17 protein-coding genes and 2 pseudogenes are annotated in these 19673 nt (G+C 39.4%); 11 read left to right on the top strand and 8 right to left on the bottom strand.

What is annotated here, in order from left to right:
* Positions 1-44: 44 nt before the first annotated feature.
* A pseudogene (locus EXS92_RS04600) lies at positions 45-744 on the bottom strand (NYN domain-containing protein).
* A gap of 201 nt (positions 745-945) precedes the next feature.
* Entirely contained in the window at positions 946-2025 is a 1080-nt protein-coding gene (locus tag EXS92_RS04595; RefSeq protein WP_242673983.1) for a hypothetical protein, read from the bottom strand.
* A 181-nt stretch (positions 2026-2206) separates the two neighbouring features.
* On the opposite strand from EXS92_RS04595, the gene dnaJ reads away from it, so the two are divergent.
* Genes dnaJ through EXS92_RS04580 form a run of 3 tightly spaced genes read left to right on the top strand, consistent with a single transcriptional unit; the run spans position 2207 to position 4363 of the window.
* Positions 2207-3316 carry a molecular chaperone DnaJ gene (gene dnaJ, locus EXS92_RS04590; RefSeq protein WP_165515707.1) on the top strand — a complete coding sequence of 370 codons (1110 nt, stop codon included), beginning with the start codon at positions 2207-2209 and terminating at the stop codon, positions 3314-3316.
* 10 nt (positions 3317-3326) lie between these two features.
* A complete protein-coding gene (gene azlC / locus EXS92_RS04585; protein ID WP_120853241.1) occupies positions 3327-4013 on the top strand; it encodes an azaleucine resistance protein AzlC in 687 nt (228 codons plus the stop codon).
* A complete protein-coding gene (locus EXS92_RS04580) occupies positions 4007-4363 on the top strand; it encodes a branched-chain amino acid transporter permease (protein ID WP_165515706.1) in 357 nt (118 codons plus the stop codon). Before azlC ends, EXS92_RS04580 begins: the two co-directional genes overlap by 7 nt.
* Here EXS92_RS04580 and EXS92_RS04575 read toward each other — a convergent pair.
* From EXS92_RS04575 to crdA, 4 genes are read right to left on the bottom strand one after another with little or no spacing between them, the layout of a single operon-like run.
* Positions 4344-7451, bottom strand: a complete 3108-nt coding sequence (locus EXS92_RS04575) for an efflux RND transporter permease subunit (RefSeq protein WP_165515705.1) — start codon at positions 7449-7451, stop codon at positions 4344-4346. The two genes, EXS92_RS04580 and EXS92_RS04575, sit on opposite strands and share 20 nt — an antisense overlap.
* The gene (locus tag EXS92_RS04570) at positions 7452-8468 is read right to left on the bottom strand and encodes an efflux RND transporter periplasmic adaptor subunit (RefSeq protein WP_165515704.1); all 1017 of its coding nucleotides are present in this window, start codon (positions 8466-8468) and stop codon (positions 7452-7454) included.
* Positions 8465-9703 carry a copper resistance outer membrane protein CrdB gene (gene crdB, locus EXS92_RS04565; protein ID WP_165515703.1) on the bottom strand — a complete coding sequence of 413 codons (1239 nt, stop codon included), beginning with the start codon at positions 9701-9703 and terminating at the stop codon, positions 8465-8467. The genes EXS92_RS04570 and crdB overlap by 4 nt, the downstream gene beginning before the upstream one ends.
* A gap of 4 nt (positions 9704-9707) precedes the next feature.
* Positions 9708-10085, bottom strand: coding sequence for a copper resistance determinant CrdA (gene crdA, locus EXS92_RS04560; protein WP_000731628.1), 378 nt, complete (start codon positions 10083-10085; stop codon positions 9708-9710).
* 174 nt (positions 10086-10259) lie between these two features.
* Between crdA and fumC the strand changes: the two genes are divergently transcribed.
* From fumC to EXS92_RS04545, 3 genes and pseudogenes are all read left to right on the top strand, one after another.
* Positions 10260-11651 (top strand): class II fumarate hydratase, encoded by a 1392-nt coding sequence (fumC, locus tag EXS92_RS04555; RefSeq protein WP_165515702.1) that lies wholly within the window; start codon positions 10260-10262, stop codon positions 11649-11651.
* A 3-nt stretch (positions 11652-11654) separates the two neighbouring features.
* Positions 11655-14287, top strand: a pseudogene (locus EXS92_RS04550) (SIR2 family protein).
* A complete protein-coding gene (locus tag EXS92_RS04545) occupies positions 14284-14898 on the top strand; it encodes a ribonuclease HII (RefSeq protein WP_165515701.1) in 615 nt (204 codons plus the stop codon). Before EXS92_RS04550 ends, EXS92_RS04545 begins: the two are co-directional and overlap by 4 nt.
* Here the strand turns inward: EXS92_RS04545 and EXS92_RS04540 are convergent.
* Both EXS92_RS04540 and EXS92_RS04535 read right to left on the bottom strand, forming a co-directional pair.
* Entirely contained in the window at positions 14872-15450 is a 579-nt protein-coding gene (locus EXS92_RS04540; RefSeq protein ID WP_165515700.1) for a hypothetical protein, read from the bottom strand. The genes EXS92_RS04545 and EXS92_RS04540 overlap by 27 nt on opposite strands.
* A gap of 176 nt (positions 15451-15626) precedes the next feature.
* Positions 15627-16715 carry an ATP-binding protein gene (locus EXS92_RS04535; protein ID WP_165515699.1) on the bottom strand — a complete coding sequence of 363 codons (1089 nt, stop codon included), beginning with the start codon at positions 16713-16715 and terminating at the stop codon, positions 15627-15629.
* 210 nt (positions 16716-16925) lie between these two features.
* On the opposite strand from EXS92_RS04535, the gene rpsJ reads away from it, so the two are divergent.
* The 5 genes from rpsJ to rplB are packed head-to-tail and all read left to right on the top strand — an operon-like array spanning position 16926 to position 19665.
* Positions 16926-17240 (top strand): 30S ribosomal protein S10, encoded by a 315-nt coding sequence (gene rpsJ, locus EXS92_RS04530; protein ID WP_000411561.1) that lies wholly within the window; start codon positions 16926-16928, stop codon positions 17238-17240.
* Positions 17241-17276: 36 nt separating this feature from the next.
* Positions 17277-17852, top strand: coding sequence for a 50S ribosomal protein L3 (gene rplC, locus EXS92_RS04525; RefSeq protein WP_000395323.1), 576 nt, complete (start codon positions 17277-17279; stop codon positions 17850-17852).
* A 34-nt stretch (positions 17853-17886) separates the two neighbouring features.
* Complete coding sequence (gene rplD, locus EXS92_RS04520; protein ID WP_120887996.1) at positions 17887-18534, top strand: 50S ribosomal protein L4; 648 nt, start codon at positions 17887-17889, stop codon at positions 18532-18534.
* 3 nt (positions 18535-18537) lie between these two features.
* Entirely contained in the window at positions 18538-18819 is a 282-nt protein-coding gene (locus EXS92_RS04515) for a 50S ribosomal protein L23 (RefSeq protein WP_000763613.1), read from the top strand.
* 15 nt (positions 18820-18834) lie between these two features.
* Positions 18835-19665 (top strand): 50S ribosomal protein L2, encoded by an 831-nt coding sequence (gene rplB / locus EXS92_RS04510; protein WP_000985811.1) that lies wholly within the window; start codon positions 18835-18837, stop codon positions 19663-19665.
* The last annotated feature ends 8 nt before the right edge of the window (positions 19666-19673 follow it).

Genomic DNA, 19673 nt, shown 5'->3' with positions numbered 1-19673 from the left:
TACGCCTTTTGGCAGTCTCTTAATGTTTTATCGAATAGGCGTTATTATTGTTGTTTAAATTGTGGCAACCTAGTGGTCAAATAATCAATATGTTCTTTTAGATCCTCTCTAATATGATTTCCCATAGGATCAAGAGTGAAAATGATACCTTCAACTCGAGCAAGTTTTGCAGCAGGGACAAAATCGCTATCACCAGAAATTAAAACGATTTTTTGCACTAATTTTTTCAACGCTAAAGTGGCTATATCAAGTCCTATCTTTATATCAACGCCCTTTTGCTTTGCGTGATAGATAAAATCATCATTTTGAAATTCCTCTATACTTATTCTCCTGTTAAAAAGTTTCTTTTCTTTTTCTTGGTCACGAATGATCCATCTGGCATTTTTCTCGTCAAGATACCCCAACCTTAACGCCAAGCAAGGTTTGGAAATTAAGTGTTCGTGTAACTCTTCCCTTTCTTTATAGGTTGGGCTTTTGGATAGATCTAGAGCTTTTTGAGTGTGTGGATAATGAGCCTTTTTCTTTAATGGCTTGCAATCGTAAAAAAATATGCGGTATAGTTCTTCATCATTCTTTTTATTGATATGCTTTAGGGATATGCTTTAGGCAATAAGTATGAGCATGGCGTGCTAATTTTTTTGGGTTAAGACCTTCATACTTGTCACTAGACTGCTTTTTAAGATGAGATTTGTAGCATCTTATAAAAAAGTCTCCATCCACAAGTATAGCTACTTTTTTTGACATTCTTAAATCCTAAGTAATATAAGGAAAGCTCCGCTCCTTTCAACATGTCAGTGTTGAAAAAAGGAACGGATAAAAATATCTAGGGTTCGCGCTTGTATTCTATGGGTTCACAAGGGTCGTGGGATCTCCTAATAAAAGAGATCCTTCCTAGAAGTTATGCTCTTATTTTACTCTAATTGTTTTTGCTTGTCAAATATTGTCTTACTCTCGCTTAAAATTTTCAAAGCTAGGGAATCCATGCGGATCTAGGCGGATATTTTTAATGGAAGCCTTTTTATCGCTCAAATCGCCATTCAAATTGGAAGGCTTTGGCGTTTTGGCATGCTGTTTGGCTAAAAGGGCTAAAACTCGGGCGTTTAACGCCATGGTTTCATTCAAAAACGCCATTTGCTCACTCAATTCGCTTAAAAATTCTATATTCAAGGTTTTTAAAGTGTGTTCGTAATTGGCTAGGATTAGAGCATGCTTTTCTTTGTTGTTTTTAGCGTTTTTTAATTCCTTATCTCGCTCTATCAGGGCATTTTGGTAGCGTTGGCGCAATTCTTTAGCGCATGATTTTAGATTTTCTTTATCGCATAAAAAATGCGTTTTCAAAGTTTCTAGGCGTTTTTCTAGGGGTAAAAAGGTTTTTAGGGCGTCTTCTTTAGCTTGGATTTGGCTTTGAAGCTTGTTTTTAAATTTTTTCAAACGCATGGCTTTATAGGCTTGAAAATCATGGTTCATAAGGGCGTTGTATTCTAGGGTTTTGTTACGGGATTGTTGATCCTGTATTTCATTTTCTAAAACCTGATCGCATAAGGCGTTTAAAGTGCTCATCAAATCCAATCGTGAGAGCAATTGGGCGAGTTTAGGCTCTTTGAGTAAGAAAAGGGCGTTGTTTTTTTCTTGGACTTCTAAAGCGTTTGACGCCTCTTCTAAATTCTTAACGCCGCTCAAATAAGGGCAATGTTCTTGCAAGAAAAGCGTTTGGGATTCTTTGATTAAGCGTTCTTGCTCCATGCTTTCTTTTAAGCGTTTTTCTAAAGCTTGTAATTTTTCTAATTCCAAAGCGCTTTGTTTCAATAGTGCATCAGTGTCCATAAGGCGGATCTGGCTGGCGTTAAAAAAACGCCTCTGGCTAGTTAGGGTGCTGTTAGCCTTTTTGATTTCTTTAAGTTGATCCTGGTTGTTGGAAAGCACGTTTTGATAGATTCTTAAACTTTCATTGAGTTTGTAAAGCATGTCAGAAAGCTGTTCGTTGGAGCGCGAGAGCTTGGCGTTAGTTTGGGAATCAAAAGTCATCATTATCTGCGCGTTTGAAAAGGTTAGAAAAAATAAAAAGAAGCAAAAAAATCTCATAAGGTTATCTTTATTACTATAGTTTCATCGTGTTATTTTATCTAAGTTTTGGCATGCGCAAAAACACGCAAAATTATCGCTTTTAAGATAAAATAAGCGTTTTGATGCCATTTTTGGAGCGATCGTGGAATTGAGTTATTATGAAATTTTAGAAGTGGAAAAACACAGCAACCAAGAGACCATTAAAAAGTCTTACAGAAAGCTGGCCTTAAAATACCACCCGGACCGAAACGCCGGCGATAAAGAAGCCGAAGAAAAATTCAAGCTCATCAATGAAGCCTATGGGGTGCTAGGCGATGAAAAGAAGCGGGCTTTATACGACAGGTATGGTAAAAAAGGCTTAAACCAAGCCGGCGCAAGCCAGAGCGATTTTTCTGATTTTTTTGAAGATTTAGGCTCGTTTTTTGAAGACGCTTTTGGGTTTAGCGCTAGGGGGAGTAAAAGGCAAAAAAGCTCTATCGCACCGGATTATTTGCAAACCCTTGAATTGAGTTTCAAAGAAGCGGTTTTTGGCTGTAAAAAAACCATTAAGGTCCAATACCAGAGTGTTTGTGAAAGTTGCGATGGCACGGGTGCTAAAGACAAAGCCCTAGAGACTTGCAAGCAATGCAGTGGGCAGGGGCAGGTGTTCATGCGTCAAGGTTTTATGAGTTTTGCGCAAACTTGCGGGGCGTGTCAAGGCAAGGGTAAGATCATTAAAACCCCATGCCAAGCGTGTAAGGGTAAAACCTATATTCTTAAAGATGAAGAAATTGATGCGATAATCCCTGAGGGCATTGATGATCAAAACCGCATGGTGCTTAAAAATAAGGGCAATGAATACGAGAAGGGGAAAAGAGGGGATTTGTATTTAGAAGCGCGAGTCAAAGAAGATGAGCATTTCAAGCGCGAAGGCTGTGATTTGTTCATTGAAGCGCCGGTGTTTTTCACCACTATCGCTTTAGGGCATACGATTAAAGTGCCGTCTTTAAGAGGAGGCGAATTGGAATTAAAAATCCCTAGAAACGCCAAAGACAGGCAAACTTTTGCGTTTAGAAACGAGGGCGTGAAGCACCCCGAAAGCTCTTATAGGGGGAGTTTGATCGTGGTGTTGCAAGTGATTTATCCAAAAAGTTTGAATAAAGAGCAGCAGGGGTTATTGGAAAAATTGCATGCGAGTTTTGGCTATGAAGGCGAACCGCATAAAAGCGTTTTGGAAACTTGCGTTTCTAAAATTAAAGACTGGTTCAAATAAAAGGTTATTGGTGCGCGAGTTTCTAAAAGCTTTCAAAGACGCTTTCCCTCATACCATTTCTATCTTTTTAGGGTATTTGCTTATGGGAATGACTTTTGGAATGCTTTTAGTCCAGCATGGCTATGATTATAAGGTCGCCTTGTTCATGTCGTTATTCATTTATGCTGGGGCGGTGCAGTTTGTAGCGATCACGCTTTTAAGCGCGCAAGCGAGTTTGATGAATGTCGTTATTGTGAGCTTGTTAGTGAATGCGAGGCAGACTTGTTATGCGCTTTCCATGCTAGATCGATTCAAAAACACCCAATGGCGTTTGCCCTATTTAGCGCATGCGCTCACGGATGAAACCTTTGCTCTATTGAATTTATACGCTCCTAAAGAGGGGGTGAGTGAAAAAGACTTTATTTTTAGCATTTCCTTACTCAACCACTCTTATTGGATTTTTGGCTCGTTAGTGGGTTCGTTAGTGGGTTCGCATTTTTCTTTTGACACTCAAGGCATGGAATTTGTGATGACAGCGATTTTTATCGTGCTGTTCATGGAGCAATACAAACGAAACACAAACCACAAAAACGCATGGCTTGGGATCATTATTGCGGTTGTTTGTTTAGCGCTCTTTGGGACTGAATACTTTTTGCTCATCGCTTTGGTTTTAATGGTGCTTGCCCTCATTTTGTTTAGAAAGCAGTTAGAATGTTAATGCATTCTATACTCATTCTTTTAGTCATCATATTAACGACTTATTTCACGCGCATTTGGCCTTTTATGGTGTTTAATTCTAAAAACCCGCCCAATGACTTTGTGCGTTATTTGGGTAGGGCTTTATCATGCTCAGTGATAGGCATGCTCGTGATCTATTGTTTTAAAGACATTCACATTTTAAAACCCCCTTATGGGATCAATGAAATCACCGCTTTTTTGTCCGTTATCCTTTTGCACCGCATTTTTAAGGTGTTTGTTTTAAGCATCACGCTCCCTACCATTCTTTATATGGTTTTAGTCCAAAGCCATGCGTTAGAAAAGGCTTTTTTTAATATTCATGTTTCCTAACTCTAGCGTTTTTAATCACAAAATACGCCGTAGGGATAATAAAAAGCGTTAAAACAACGCTGCTTATCATGCCCCCTAGCATGGGTGCGGCGATGGATTTCATGATCTCACTACCGGTGCCATGGCTATACATGATAGGAATGAGTGAAGCTAAAATGCTAAAAAAGGTCATCAGCTTGGGCCTTACCCTAAGCACCGCCCCATGCATGATAGCTTCTTTTAAGGCGGTAGTCGTCTGCTCTTTTAGGGGGGTTTTGATGAATTTTTGAAACGCGTCTTCTAAATAAATAATCATCACAATAGCCGTTTCGCTCGCTACCCCTAAAAGGGCTAAAAAACCCACTAACGCCGCCACGCTCATGTTAAAGCCCATGATATTCATAAAAATTAACCCTCCCAAAAACGCAAAAGGCAGAGTGAAAAAGCATAGCAAGGAATTAGTGAAATTCTTTAACGCAAAGACAATTAAAATAAAAATGATAAACACGCTCACCGGCACGATGTATTGTAAGGTTTTAAACGCCTCTTCTAAATACTGGCTTTCGCCGCTGAATTCATAATAATACCCGCTAGGCAACTGGATTTTTTCTAGCGTTTTTTGAGCCAGTTGCCTGTAAGTGTCAGAGCTGATACCATTTTGCGGCACGATATAGATAAAATTCACGTTCAAGCCCTTTTCGCTTTTTAACACCGCCGGCGAGTTGTCGTAATACACATGGGCTAACTCCCTTAAGGGCATGTAATTGTAAGCGGTTTTGATGTAGAGGTTTTTTAATTTTTCAATGGTGTTTCTTTCGGTGTCTTCTAATCGTAAAGAAATAGGGTAACTTTCTACGCCTTTAATCATGGTAGTGAGCGTGGCTCCGCCCAGAGCGAATTTGATCGCATCTAGCACGGCGTTTTTGTTGATGCCGTAACGAGCTAGATTTTCATCGTTCAAATCCAGCGTGATGTAGTAGCCGTTATTGGATCGCTCGGCAAAGACGGACAAGCTTTCTTTTAGGGTTTTGAGCTGTTGCTCCATAAGGATCGCTAATTCTTGTAATTTGTCCGTATCGTTACCATAGAGCTTGATGCCTAGGGGCGTTCTAATGCCGGTTAAGAGCATGTCCGTTCTGCCACGAATGGGGTAAGTCCATGAATTGGTTAGGCCTTTTAATTGCAGGGTTTTTTCCAATTTGTCCCTAACTTCTTTATAGCTGAGCTTTTCTTTCCATTCGTTTTTTGGCTTTAATTCAATGTAGGTTTCTATCATTCCTAAACCGGCGGCATCGGTGCTGGTGTTAGCGCGCCCCACTTTACCAAAAACCTGTTTGACAAAATCCAGTTGCTTGATAGCGCTATTACTTTTTTTCAAATATTCTAAAGCGGTATCAATACCCACGCCATTAATGGTTACAGGCATATACATGATTACCCCTTCATTGATTTGGGGGATAAATTCCCAGTTGAGTTTTTTATACGCTAGATACAACCCCCCTAAACCTAGGACGCTTGCTATTAAAAAAGCGTATCTGAACTTAAGTACAAAATCCAAACTCACACCATAAATTTTCATGAAAAAAGCGTTAATGGGGTTTTTAGATTCTTCTAAAATCCGCCCTTTAATGAGCCATACCATTAAAATAGGGACCATGGTGATAGAAAGCAGCGCTCCTACTAGCATGGCAAAGGTTTTGGTGTAAGCTAAAGGGGCAAAAAGCTTTTCTTCTTGGCCGGTGAGCGCAAAAATAGGCAAGAAAGAAACCACAATGATCATCAAAGCAAAAAATATCGCGCCCCCCACATGCTTAACCCCTTGCATGATGGCATTAACCCTTTGAGTGTTGTCTTTCGTATCAATGTGTTGCAGATGCTTGTGAGCGTTCTCCACCATCACAATAGCCGCATCCACCATCGCCCCTATAGCGATCGCAATGCCCCCTAAACTCATGATGCTCGCTTCAATATTGAAATAACGCATGAGCAAGAAACTGATGCACACGCTTAAAGGCAGAGTGACAATCACCACTAAAGCGCTCCTGAAATGCAGTAAGAAAATCGCAATAATGACTAGCACAATAACGCTTTCTTCTATGAGCGTGTGGATCAAATTGTCAATGCCTTTTTCAATCAATTCGCTCCTGTCATACACGCTGGTGATTTTCACATCAGGGTTACTCGCTTGTAAGGTGGCGATTTTTTCTTTAATGGCTTTAAGCACCTTATAAGTGTCAGCGTGATAGCGCACCATAACAATCCCCCCCACCACTTCCTTATCGCCATTGAGATTAGCCGCTCCTCTGCGTGGTTTTGGCGTTAGCCTAACGCTGGCTATATCTTTGATTTTTAAAGGGATAGCCCCTTCTTTTTTAATGACAATTTCTTCTAAATCCTTCAAAGATTGGATATAGCCATGCGATCTTATGATTTTTTCAAACCCGTTTTCCAAAATAACCCCCCCACCGGTATCGTTATTGGAATTTTTAATCGCGTTAGCGACTTGTTCCAAACTCAAGTTATAACGGATCAAAGAATCGTTTTGAAGCGTTACTTCATAATCTTTCACAAAGCCCCCCACGCTTGCAACCTCACTCACCCCATCAACCCCTAAAAGCGCGTAGCGGTAATAAAAATCTTGTAAGACTTTCAGATCGCTTAAATTCTTGCTGTCGCTAGATAGGGCGTATTGATACGCCCAGCCAATAGAAGTGGAATCGCTCCCTATTTCCACTTTAGCGTCCTTGGGTAGATTATTCACTCGGTTTAATTGCTCTAAAACCCTGTCTCTAGCCCAATACAAATTGACGCCGTCTTTAAAAATGATGTAAATCAAGCCGCTTTCATAGCTAGAAATCCCCCTAACCGTGTCAATGTTAGCGATGCTCATGAAAGTAGAAACTAATGGGTAAGTAACCTGCTCTTGCACGATTTTAGGGCTTTGATTGGGGTAAGTGATTTGCACGACCACTTGAGCGGGGCTTAAATCCGGCAAAGCGTCTAAACGAACGCTTTTTATCGCCCACAAAGAGGCTAAAAAAATGAGTAGAGTGACTAAAGTGGTAAGGAGTTTGTTTTTAACGCTTAAATCAATGATTTTTTCTATCATTCAATAATCCCCATTGTTTTGAGCGTCAGCGTCTAGCACGAATAAAGCGTTATTAGCGACTTCTTCGCCCGCCTCTAAACCCTCTAAAATTTCATAGCTCCCATCGCTCAAGCGAACGGCTTTAATTTCTAACGGGCTTAAGCCAAAATCATCTTTTTTAAACACGATAGCTTTCCCCCCTTTAATCAAAACCGCTTCTTTAGGCAAAATCTTCATTTTTTGGGGTTTTTGAAAGATTTCTACTTGAGCGAACATGTTAGGGTAATAAAGCTGTTGGGCGTTAGGCACATTGAAGCGCACTTCTAGCATTTTATCTTGCGGGTTTATGATGGGGTTGATGTTTTCAAGCGTGATTGCTTGCTTGCCTTTAACCCCTTCTACGAACAAAATCGCTTGATGCGTGTTTTTTAAAAACTCTAAATCCTCTTGATTGACTTTAACAAGCACCCACAATCGGCTTAAATCTATGATTTGAAACAACTCTTGCCCTTTTTTAATGAAACTCCCCTCATTGAGATCCGGGCTTTTTTTAAAAATAACGCCGTTGAAACGAGAGTAAATAGTGATTTCATTTTGGACTTTATGGCTGCTGATGATTTTTTCAATGCTAAAGTTTTCTAGCCCCAATAGTTTTAATTTTTCTTTAATCGCTCCCACTTGCTGGTTGAATTTCAATGACGATAGCAATTCGCTTTGAACGCCCGCTAATTCAGGGGAATACACGCTCAACAACCTGTCGCCCTTTTTAATGGGGGTATAGGTTTTATTCGCATAAAGCTTTTCCACATAGCCATCAAAACGCAGGGTTTGAGAAAAAATCAGCGCTTCATTAGGCTCTAAAAGCGCGTAATAGCGCCGGCTCTGGGCGAATTCTTTTTCTATGACCTTAGTGGTGGAAATATTAAAACGGGTTTGGCTTTTAGCTTCTTTAGTTTCTTTAATTTCTTGAGTTTTTTGAGCGTTAGCGAATAAGGGGCTAAAAAATAAAATCAAGGCGAACAATAAAAGCCGTTTCATTCTAATCCTTTGAGGTTTTGTAAGGACAAATAAGCGCTATTTAGAGCACTCAAGGTTTCAAGCTGGGTGATTTGCATAGTGATTTTGTCATTAAAAGCGTTGTAATAAGCGTTATAATCGCCATTAGATTTCAAATCAAGCGCATAAATTTGCGCGATTTTTTCATTCTGTTTTACAATTTTATTGATCGATTCTAGGTTTTTTTGCAAGGTTTCTAATTTTTTAAGGAGTTTTAGGGCCAGGTGGCGCGTTTTGTTTTTGGTATTTTCCACTTCGCTTTTAAACGCCAAGCTTTCTTTTTTCTTTTGTTCCACTAATTTGGCTTGCTTGCCATAAAGGGGTAAGGGGATGGACAAAGCGACGCTAAACATGTCGTAGTTATAGTATTGTTTGGAGCGGAAATAATACACCCCGGTAACATTCACGTCTTCTAAAAAGCTTTTTTTAGCCAAAGTGATGTCTTTTTGCGCTTTTTCTTCATCAAGCCTGGCGATCGCAATATCGTAATTAGTGGCGCTAATGTTATATAGCTCTTGCTCCTTATTAAATTCAAAATTTTTAGGGGCGATGCTTAAAATCTCATCTTCCTTAAAAGTCAATTCACCCATAGAATAATGGCTGCTAGAGAGCGCTTCTTCTAAATTGTTTTTTTTGATTTCTAATTGCGATTTTAAAATTTCTAATTTAGCGATTGCTATTAAATTGGGCGAACTGGAATGGTTGGCTTGATAGAGGGTATTTTCTAAATTTTTAATCGCTGTGTTTAAAAGCTCTATTTCTTGTTGGTTTTTATAATTTTCAATGCCATTTATCATTAAATTAATCACCAATTGCTGCTTGGTTTTTTTAAGCTCTAATATCTTTTTTTGTTTTTCTAAATTGATCATTTGAGATTGCGTGAGTTTTTTACCATTTAAATCCACTTTTTGAGATAAACCCAAGCTCATGTTTTGCATTAAGGTGCTATCTAGCCTGAAAAAATCGCTCACGTTAGCGTTGTTATAGCCTAAATACAAAATAGGGTTATCCCACTTGCTAACGGCTTTTTCTTGAGAACTTAAAGCGTCAATTTGCTCTTGTAAGGCTTGTATTTTTTGATTTTTAGAAAGGTATTTAGCCACAAAAGATTGGATCTCTAAATCTTTAGCCAAACCCAAACTAAAAAGCAGTAACAAGGCTGTTAAAAGGCGTATTGAAACGCCCCCCTTATAAAACGCACTTATAAAAGACAGCATGCGCTTATAAATCCAGGCTTGTTTTAGTGCGATAAACCTGGCCCTCTTTGGATTTAATATCCACCCTCACCTGCCATGTCCCGTTCATAGAAAGATTGGTTTTCGCTTCATAAAGGCCGTTTTTTTCACTCACTTGCGCCATTTCTTTCATCGCTGGCATGCCGGGCATTTCAGGCATCATAAACTGCACCCTAACGATAGCTTTTTCTAAAGCCTTACCTTTTAAAGTGGGGCTAAGCACAAAAGTGTTATCGCCTTTAATGGGGTTACCCACGGATTTGATCTTCACTTCCAAGTCATTGGCTTTTAGGGTTTGCTCCCATGCGTTTAAACTCATAACCCCCAACACGCTTACTAAAAATAAAGCGGCTAACTTTTTCATCGTTTTGACCTTTACATTAAGATAACAAGAAAATTCTTGTTGCGGACGAATGATAACCCTCTTGTGTGTAAAAATTGTGGAAATGGTGTTTAAAAAATTAAGGTTTTTAAGTAGAAGGTATAAGAGTTTATGCTATTTTTTTAAGGTTTTAAAATCAAATTTCAAAGGATTAGTATGCAATTTAGAATCGAACATGACACGATGGGCGAAATCAAAGTGGATGATAGCCAATACTGGGGGGCTCAAACGCAACGCAGTCTTGAAAACTTTAAGATCGGCACTGAAAAAATGCCTAAAGAACTCATTGGCGCATTTGCCAAACTCAAAAGGAGTCTGGCGGTAGTCAACCACAAGTTAGGGAAATTAAGCCTAGAAAAATCCCAAGCCATTATCAAAGCGTGCGATTGCATTTTAAAAGGCGAGTTGTGCGGCGAGTTTCCCTTAGCGATATGGCAAACAGGGAGCGGGACTCAAACGAACATGAACCTCAATGAAGTCATTGCCAATAAGGCTACCGAAATTTTAGGGGGTAATTTCAGGGAGAAAAAACTCATCCACCCTAACGATGATGTGAACATGTCTCAAAGCTCTAACGACACTTTCCCTACCGCAATGCACATTGTGAGCGTGCTAGAAATCACGCACAAACTACTGCCTAGTTTAGAGAATCTGTTAAAAACCTTTAAAGACAAAAGCCAACAATTTAAAGAGATTGTCAAAATCGGGCGCACGCATTTACAAGACGCTACGCCTTTAACTTTGGGGCAAGAATTTAGCGGGTATGTGAGCATGTTAGAGCATTCTAAACAACAAATTTTAGAGAGTTTGGAACATTTAAGGGAATTAGCCATAGGCGGGACTGCCGTAGGCACAGGGCTAAACGCTCATAAGGAATTGAGCGAAAAAGTGGCTGAAGAATTGAGCCAGTTTAGCGGCGTGAAATTCATCTCTGCGCCCAATAAATTCCATGCACTCACTAGCCATGACGCTATCGCTTATGCGCATGGGGCTTTTAAGGCTTTAGCGGCGAATTTAATGAAAATCGCTAACGATATTAGATGGCTTGCGAGCGGGCCACGCTGTGGTTTGGGCGAGCTTAATATCCCTGAAAACGAGCCGGGCAGTTCTATTATGCCCGGTAAAGTCAATCCCACGCAATGCGAAGCGATGACAATGGTGGCCGTGCAAGTGATGGGGAATGATACCGCTATTGGCATTGCGGCCAGTCAGGGTAATTTTGAATTGAACGTGTTCAAGCCGGTGATCATTTATAATTTCTTGCAGAGTTTGAGGCTACTAAGCGATAGCATGGAAAGTTTTAATGTCCATTGCGCGAGCGGTATTGAGCCTAACAAAGAAAAAATTGATTATTACTTGCACCATTCTTTAATGCTAGTAACCGCCCTTAACCCGCATGTAGGCTATGAAAACGCCGCTAAAATCGCTAAAAACGCCCACAAAAAAGGCATTTCTCTAAAAGAAAGCGCGCTGGAACTGAAACTCTTGAGCGCTGAAGATTTTGACAAATTCGTGGTGCCTGAAAAGATGATCGGGCCTAAGGCTTGAAACATGGCTAAGATCAAGGATCAAGATTATGAAATGTGGGCAAGAGAAATTGCGAGAGGGAGTGCTGTAGTGTTTTTGGGGCTGGCTTTTCAGCTGGCGCTACAGGGTTTGATGGCGAATTGCCCTTGGGCAATCAGCTAAGAGATAAATTAGGTGAATTTTGTGGACTTGAGAGGAAGTATTATGAGACAAAAGATCTGAAAGATGTGGCTGAATATTGCTTAAAAAAACAAGATCATCAAAAAATTGTAGAAAAATTAAAAGATATTTTTAGGGTCAAACAATCAAAGGATAAACAAAAAGTTGTTGTAGGATGGCCATGGAAGAGCATTTACACGACAAATTACGATGACTTGGTTTGTTATGCTGGCAAGCAGGTTGATAAAAATATTGATACTTTAACGCTTGAAAGCATGTTGCCAAGTAAATCTAGAAATTTTTGTTTGCATATTAATGGCTGTGTGGATAGATTAGAACCAAAACATTTAGATAATTCTTTCAAATTGAGTCGTTCTTCTTATGTTAATAGTGATGTTTTTGCAAACTCTTCAGAGTGGAAAGAGAAATTTATGCATGATTTGCAATACTCTGCATTGGTGGTGTTTATGGGATATTCTTTAGCGGATATGCCTATTGAGAGAATCTTATTTGCAAAAACTGAAAGCATGCGGAAGAAAACTATCTTTGTGGTTGCAGATCCTAAAAATTCCGATGATGATCCTATTGGCGATAACAAATTTGAAGGGTATGGGAAATTGCTTAAAATTGGTATGGAGTCTTTTGTAAACAAGATACAAGAATGTTGGCCACAGGATACTAATTTAGGTTTTAGCTATTTAGAACAAATAATCATTTCTAATTCATTGGGTGTCAATATTAGAGACAATGACTTAAAATTATTTTTTGAGCAAGGTAAGTTTGAAGATGGATGGTTACGAAATGAGGTTTTGCAGTATTTAAAAAATGGGCATCAGATTAGAAAAAGTTTTTCAGGTAAGGGATTCACTCTAGGAGATAAGATAACAGAAGGGATAAAGGATAAATATAGCTTGAAAAGTCCTATTCAGTCAGATTATGTTCCTAAACTAATTCCTAGAAAAAAAGAAATTGATGAAGCTAAACGCGAATTAGCACGAGATAGCGTAGGGATTTTAGGGGTGTTTGGCGAATTAGGGAGTGGGAAAACGATATTTTTAAGACAATTAGCAATAGCACTTGTTGAAAGTGGTAACTTAGTATATTTTCTTAGGTATGGGGATTTTATTTCTCAAAAAGAAGAAATAGATACCCTACTAAAACGACTCAAAGATGGAAATAAGAAAGCTATAATCTTTATAGATTCTTATTTGAATCAATTAAAAATTTCTCAATACATTGCTAAGAAAGTTAAAGAAGCGCGTTGTGTCAAACTGATATTGGCAACAAGAGCTGTTGATGGGCATGGCGATGAGGGTTGCAAGTCTATTTCAGAAGACTCATCAGTAGAGATAGGGCAGTTAAGCGATTTAGATTTAGGCATTTTTGTACAGATTATTAGTTATCTTGGTTTGTGGTCGAGAGATTTGAGTGGAAAATCTTTTAAAAGACAAAAAGGGTATCTTCAAAGAAATTGCAACGCTCAAATGTTGCTTATTTTGCTAGATATATTTAATTCTGAACATATTTATAACAAGCTAGTTAAGAGCTTAAATAATGTTTTAAACGACAAAAAAATAAAAAAGATATTATTTGTTATTTGTTTTTTGCATGTAGCGAATATCACTAGCAAAGACATTGCGCTTTTTTCATATTTATTAGGAGATGATGGATTAGGGAATCTTAAATCGCAACATATCAAACAGCTCAGAGCTTTAAACTTATGGATTGACGACGATTCTGGTTCCAGTATTCTAGCTTTATTTATTTTGCGCCACATGTTCTCATATGATGAAATCACAGGATATGCTTTTGAGATATTAAAAAGGGTGAGAAACACAGAGAAAAGCTACCATAATTTAAGTTATCAAGCATATCTTAAGTTATTGAATTATCGCACTATGAGTCGTGTATTTGGCAAAGAAAAAGATGGAGATAAGGATAAGAAGTTTACATTTTTGCGTAACTATTATGATGACGCTAAAAGAGAGATTCCAATTCTTATAGAGAATCCTCAGTTTTGGTTACAGTATGCAATATGTCATATATCAATAGGCAAGTTTAAAGAAGCACAAGATTATTTGGATCAAGCGTATGGTAAGGCGAATCAAAAAGATAGCTATGATGTGGATTATATTGATAACCAGCAAGCCCGATTATATATCTATCAAGGAATTGAAACTGAAGATAAGGAAGATGCGTTCAGCTTTTTTAAAAAAGCTGTTGGGTTACTAGGGGAGCGTAGAAAAGAAGATGAATATAAATACAGCATTATTGAAAGTTTTTGGGAATTTTTAGAAAAACATTTTTTGCATTTTGGAAAGAATAAGCAAGAAGTTATTCAGAAAGTTTTGGCGGACCATTATGAAAAGTTTTGTAGTTTTTGTGGGCAAGGTTCATGGTATAAACAAAAGATTATTAGGGGGTGTGAGAAAGTGTTTGAAAAGTATTTGCCTAATCCTGAAAAACCTAATCTCTCAAAAAATTTATCAAGCAAATGACTCTAGGCATTGATGAAGCGGGTAGGGGGTGTTTGGCCGGGTCGCTTTTTGTGGTTGGGGTGGCGTGTAGTGAAAAAACAGCCTTAGAATTTCTAAAAATGGGTCTTAAGGATAGCAAGAAGCTCAGCCAAAAAAAGCGCTTTTTCTTAGAAGATAAAATCAAAACGCATGGTGAGGTGGGGTTTTTCGTGATTAAAAAAAGCGCAGAAGCAATTGATAGCTTGGGCTTAGGGGCGTGTTTGAAGCTCGCTATTCAAGAAATTTTAGAAAATGGTTGCCCTTTGGCTAATGAAATAAAGATAGATGGCAACACGGCGTTTGGCTTGAACAAGTGCTACCCCCATATACAAACCATCATCAAGGGCGATGAAACAATCGCTCAAATCGCTATGGCGTCTGTTTTAGCGAAAGCTGCTAAGGACAGAGAAATGCGACAATTGCACGCTTTGTTTAAGGAATACGGCTGGGATAAGAATTGCGGGTATGGGACTAAGCAGCATATAGAAGCGATGAGTAAGCTAGGGGCTACGCCCTTTCATCGGCGTAGCTTCACGCTTAAAAACCGTATCTTAAATCCCAAACTCTTAGAGATGGAACAACGCCTTATTTAAAAGGGCGCTGAGATGGGTAGCGCTCGTTAAAGAAAGGTCGATGCGTTTGGCTTTAAAGTAAGCGATTAAGTCTTCAGGCTGAATGAAAGGGAATTGCACCATGACATACACACGATGGTTGGTGGTATCCACGAACCTTTTAGCCAAAATGGATTTAGACGTTAAAAAATCAACCAACCCGAATAAATGGCTGATAACATTATTTTTAACGTGAAGCGCTTTAACAATGTGATGGTGCATTTTAGTGATTAAAATGCTTTCTAACGAGCTGTAAGCGTTCATTTTAGCCCTTAAAAAAGCCACTTTTTCAGCGTTCTTTTCAGGGGGCAATTGGTCATCATAGGGGATGTAATTGGCGTAAAAATCGTTCCTTTTACCCGAAATTGAAGCCGATCCGACATATTGATTGGGCGGGTTCTTTTGGTTAAAAAGATTGATTTTAAGCCAACTAGGATAGTTAATCGTGTCTTTTAAACTATGAGCATGCGCTGTTTGAGCGAAGAGGCCTAGGGATAGCAAGGTGCAGAAACTTAATTTTTTCAATGCGTTCATTATAACTTCCTTTCTATAAAAAAAATATCCTACGCTTTTAGGGTAGGTGGGTATTTCTCAAAAAGGCGAAATACTGGGATAGCTTATAGCGAGTTAGCTTAAAAAAAATAAAAAATATTAAATAATCAATTAAAAATTTTAGTAATAATATTAAATACATAAATACATAATAACTATTATACCAAAATAGATTGAATATCCAAAGAAAAATCAATGAAATTAAGGTGTTTGTAGGGGGGATTGGTTGCTGAAATAGGGGCGTTGATAGAAACCACCACGATATTTAAAAACCCATGTTCATGGCACCATAGAAGCTGTTTTTCTAAAAAATGGGGCGTGGGGAAAGCGTGGGCGATGAGGGCAAGCTTGTTGGTAGAATTTTCGCGCAAGATAAAAATCCCATTATCATGGGAGTAAAGCTCATAATGGGGGAATTGCTTGTAAAGCTCTAAAAAAACCATGTTTTCAAAAACGTTTAAAAGCGAAGGGCTAGGGGTCAGGCTATAAGGCAGGGCAAAATCGCACAGATACAATTTGGTTTTATTATTTTCAAAACTGGGGACTAAAAAAAGGATGCGTTGTTTTTCTAGCGCGTGTAACAATTTATAAAGGGTGTCTTTAGAAGTTTTCAGCTCTTTTTTGAATTGCGTATAAAGATAAAAAGCGCTCACAAACTTAGATTGATGCGCGCAGATTTTAGCCATTAAGGGGGCGTAAGCTTGAAAGGCTAGTTTGATATTTTCTTGTTTTTTTAGGATTTTTTCCTGTTCGTTTTCTATAAAAAGCGAATCTAAAGCGTTGCCGTCTCTTAAAAAGCGGTTAAACAGGGTGTTTTTAGGGGTGTTGGGTTTGAAAAAGCTAGTGTATTCTTTGAAATTCAACCCTAACGCATAGCGCAAGCTAAAATCTTTTTCCATTATGGGGCTTAAATAATTAGGGATAAGAACGATTTTAGGGAGCTTAGGCAGGCTGAAATCCAAGCGCTCTATATTGTCTAAAATGAGCAAATCCATTTTCTTTTCTAAATGCCATTTTAAAAGCCATGAGCTTAGAATGTTTTGGTTCAAACGCATGTCATTGTAATTGAGATACACAGGGTTTTTAAAATCCTTCGCTAGTTTGAGGGCGAAAGTGGTTTTACCGGATTTCATCGGTCCTAAAAGACAGATTTTATCGCTTGAAGGTGGGGTTAAAAGTGGGTTGTTTAAAGCCGGCTCTTTAGGGGTTTCAAAAGGCCCAAAAGGGTGCAAGCAAGAAAGGGGCATGAACTTCCTTATTAAAGGGGATTGGATTAAGACAATCGTAGCGCATTTTTTTATATTTCCTTATAAAAAGGAAGTAAAAATCTCTAAAAAGCCCTAAAAACAGCAAAATTTATTGACTAAATGGCGCATTTTGAGTAGTATTTCAGTTTTTATTTTATTGTTTTATTCTGTTTTGAGTAACGAATGAAACGAGTTCTTTTAGGAGAGTTTATGGAAAAAATCAGGTTGAAGCTCAAAGCTTATGACCATAGAGTGTTGGATCGCTCTGTTGTGGCTATCGTGGAGGCCGTAAAGCGCTCAGGTTCTGAAATTAGAGGGCCTATCCCTTTACCGACTAAGAATAAGCGTTACACCGTTTTACGCTCCCCGCATGTCAATAAGGATTCAAGAGAGCAGTTTGAGATTAGGGTTTATAGCCGATTGATTGATATTATTTCGGCCACCCCAGAAACCGTGGATAGCTTGATGAAGTTGGATTTAGCTCCTGAAGTGGATGTAGAAGTAACTTCTATGGAAACGAAGTAGTCCTAACGCATTGAGATCATAAAATAAGGGTTAGATATGGAATTTTTAGTTCAAAAGATAGGCATGAGCCGCACCATTGATGCTAACAGCACGCCTGTAACCTTGCTTAAAGTCTTGCAAGCGAAAGTGTGCCAGCTAGAAAACGGGAAAGCTTTAGTGGCCTATGCGATGCATAAAAAACACAATAAGGCGATTGAAGGCCAGCAAAAGAAATACCAACTCAGCAAAGAGTTTAACCATTTCGCTACCTTAAAAGCTTCCCAACAACAAGAGTTGGGCGATTTGGATTTGAGCGCTTTAGAAACGCTTAAAAGGGTTAAAGCGAGTTTTAAAACGAAGGGAAGAGGCTTTGCGGGGGTGATGAAGCGTTGGAATTTCCAAGGCGGGCCTGCAGCGCATGGGAGCCGTTTCCATCGCCGTCCTGGTTCTATTGGTAACAGAGAATGGCCAGGAAGAGTGCAAAAGGGTAGGAAAATGGCAGGGCATTATGGCAATGAGCTAGTTACTTGCCAAAACGAGGTGCTCTCTTTTGATAAAGAAAGTATGGTGTTAGTGCTAAAGGGTTCAGTGGCCGGCTTTTCTGGGGCTTATGGACGCATTAGAGCGGTATAAAACCATACATTGAATATAATATAAAGGGTTTGATATGAGTAAGGCCATCGTTTTAGACAGCCATTTGAAAGAAAAGGGTAGCGTGGAGTTACCTAAAAGATATGAGGGTATTAACAGCCATAACCTCTATCTTTATGTGAAACATTATTTATCTTCTGTGCGCGCTAATACCGCTAAAAGTAAAAACCGCGCTGAAGTGAGCGGGGGCGGTAGGAAGCCTTGGGCGCAAAAAGGGGGCGGGAGAGCCAGAGCAGGGAGTATCACTTCGCCTGTGTTTGTCGGTGGGGGTGTCTCTCATGGGGCTACAAATAAGCGCAACTACAACCTTAAAATCAATAAAAAACAAAAGCGCTTGGCTTTAGAATACGCTTTAGAAGAAAAAGCGCAAGCGAACAAGCTTTTTGTGGTGGAAAAAATCGCTATAAAAGGCGTGGTTGAAGACAATAAAAGAAAGCATTTGACTAAAGAAGCCAACCAAATGTTTCAGGCTTTAGAGCAACGAGACACTTTGTTTGTGTGCATGAACATGGACGAATACACCGAGTTAGCCTTTAGCAACCTTAAAAAATGCCTTATTGTTGATGTGAGCGAGTTAAACGCTTATCTTTTGGCGGCGTTTAGCTCTGTCGTGATGGAAGAAGCGGCGTTTCAGCATGCGGTGCAAGATAAGACAGAGGAGTAAAAAATGGCAGACATCATGGATATAAAGTCAATTCTTTACACTGAAAAGTCATTAGGATTGCAAGAAAAAGGCGTTTTAGTGGTCCAAACGGCTCAAAATGTAACTAAAAACCAGCTCAAAGAAGTGTTTAAAACTTACTTTGGCTTTGAGCCTTTGAAAATCAATTCTTTGAAACAAGAGGGTAAGGTGAAACGCTTTAGAGGGAAGCTTGGACAAAGAAAGTCGTTTAAGAAATTTTATGTGAAAGTTCCAGAGGGCGCTAGCATTGCCGCCCTTGGCGCGTAGAAAGGAGAAAGCGTTATGGCGATTAAAACTTATAAGCCCTACACCCCAAGCAGACGCTTCATGTCGGTGTTGGACTCTAAAGACATTACCGCAAAAAGCAGTGTTAAAGGCTTACTCACTAAGCTTAAAGCGACAGCAGGGAGAAACAATAACGGGCGCATCACCAGCCGCCACAAAGAGAGAGGGGCTAAAAAACTCTATCGCATTATTGATTTCAAACGCAACAAATACAATATTGAAGGGAAAGTGGCTGCGATTGAGTATGATCCTTACAGAAACGCGCGTATCGCTCTTGTAGTCTATCCTGATGGGGACAAACGCTATATTTTACAGCCAAGCGGTTTGAAAGTGGGCGATAGCGTTATCGCTGCTGAAGGCGGTTTGGATATTAAAGTGGGCTTTGCGATGAAGTTGAAAAATATCCCCATAGGAACGGTGGTGCATAATATTGAAATGCATCCGGGGGCTGGCGGGCAATTAGCCAGAAGTGCTGGGATGAGCGCTCAAATCATGGGTAGGGAAAATAAATATACCATTCTTAGGATGCCAAGTTCTGAAATGCGCTACATTCTAAGCGAATGCATGGCGAGTGTTGGCGTGGTAGGGAACGAGGATTTTATCAATGTCTCTATCGGTAAGGCAGGGCGTAACCGCCATAGAGGGATTCGCCCACAAACTCGTGGGAGTGCTATGAACCCAGTGGATCACCCGCATGGTGGGGGTGAGGGTAAAACAGGGACAAGCGGTCATCCTGTATCGCCTTGGGGCACTCCAGCTAAGGGCTATAAAACGAGAAAGAAAAAAGCTAGCGACAAGCTCATCATTTCCAGAAAGAAACATAAATAAAGGGTTAA

Origin of the sequence: Helicobacter pylori, assembly GCF_011175115.1 — a bacterium.
In the GTDB taxonomy this organism is placed as follows: Bacteria; Campylobacterota; Campylobacteria; order Campylobacterales; family Helicobacteraceae; genus Helicobacter; species Helicobacter pylori_DF.
This window is presented reverse-complemented; position numbering and strand designations above follow the sequence as displayed.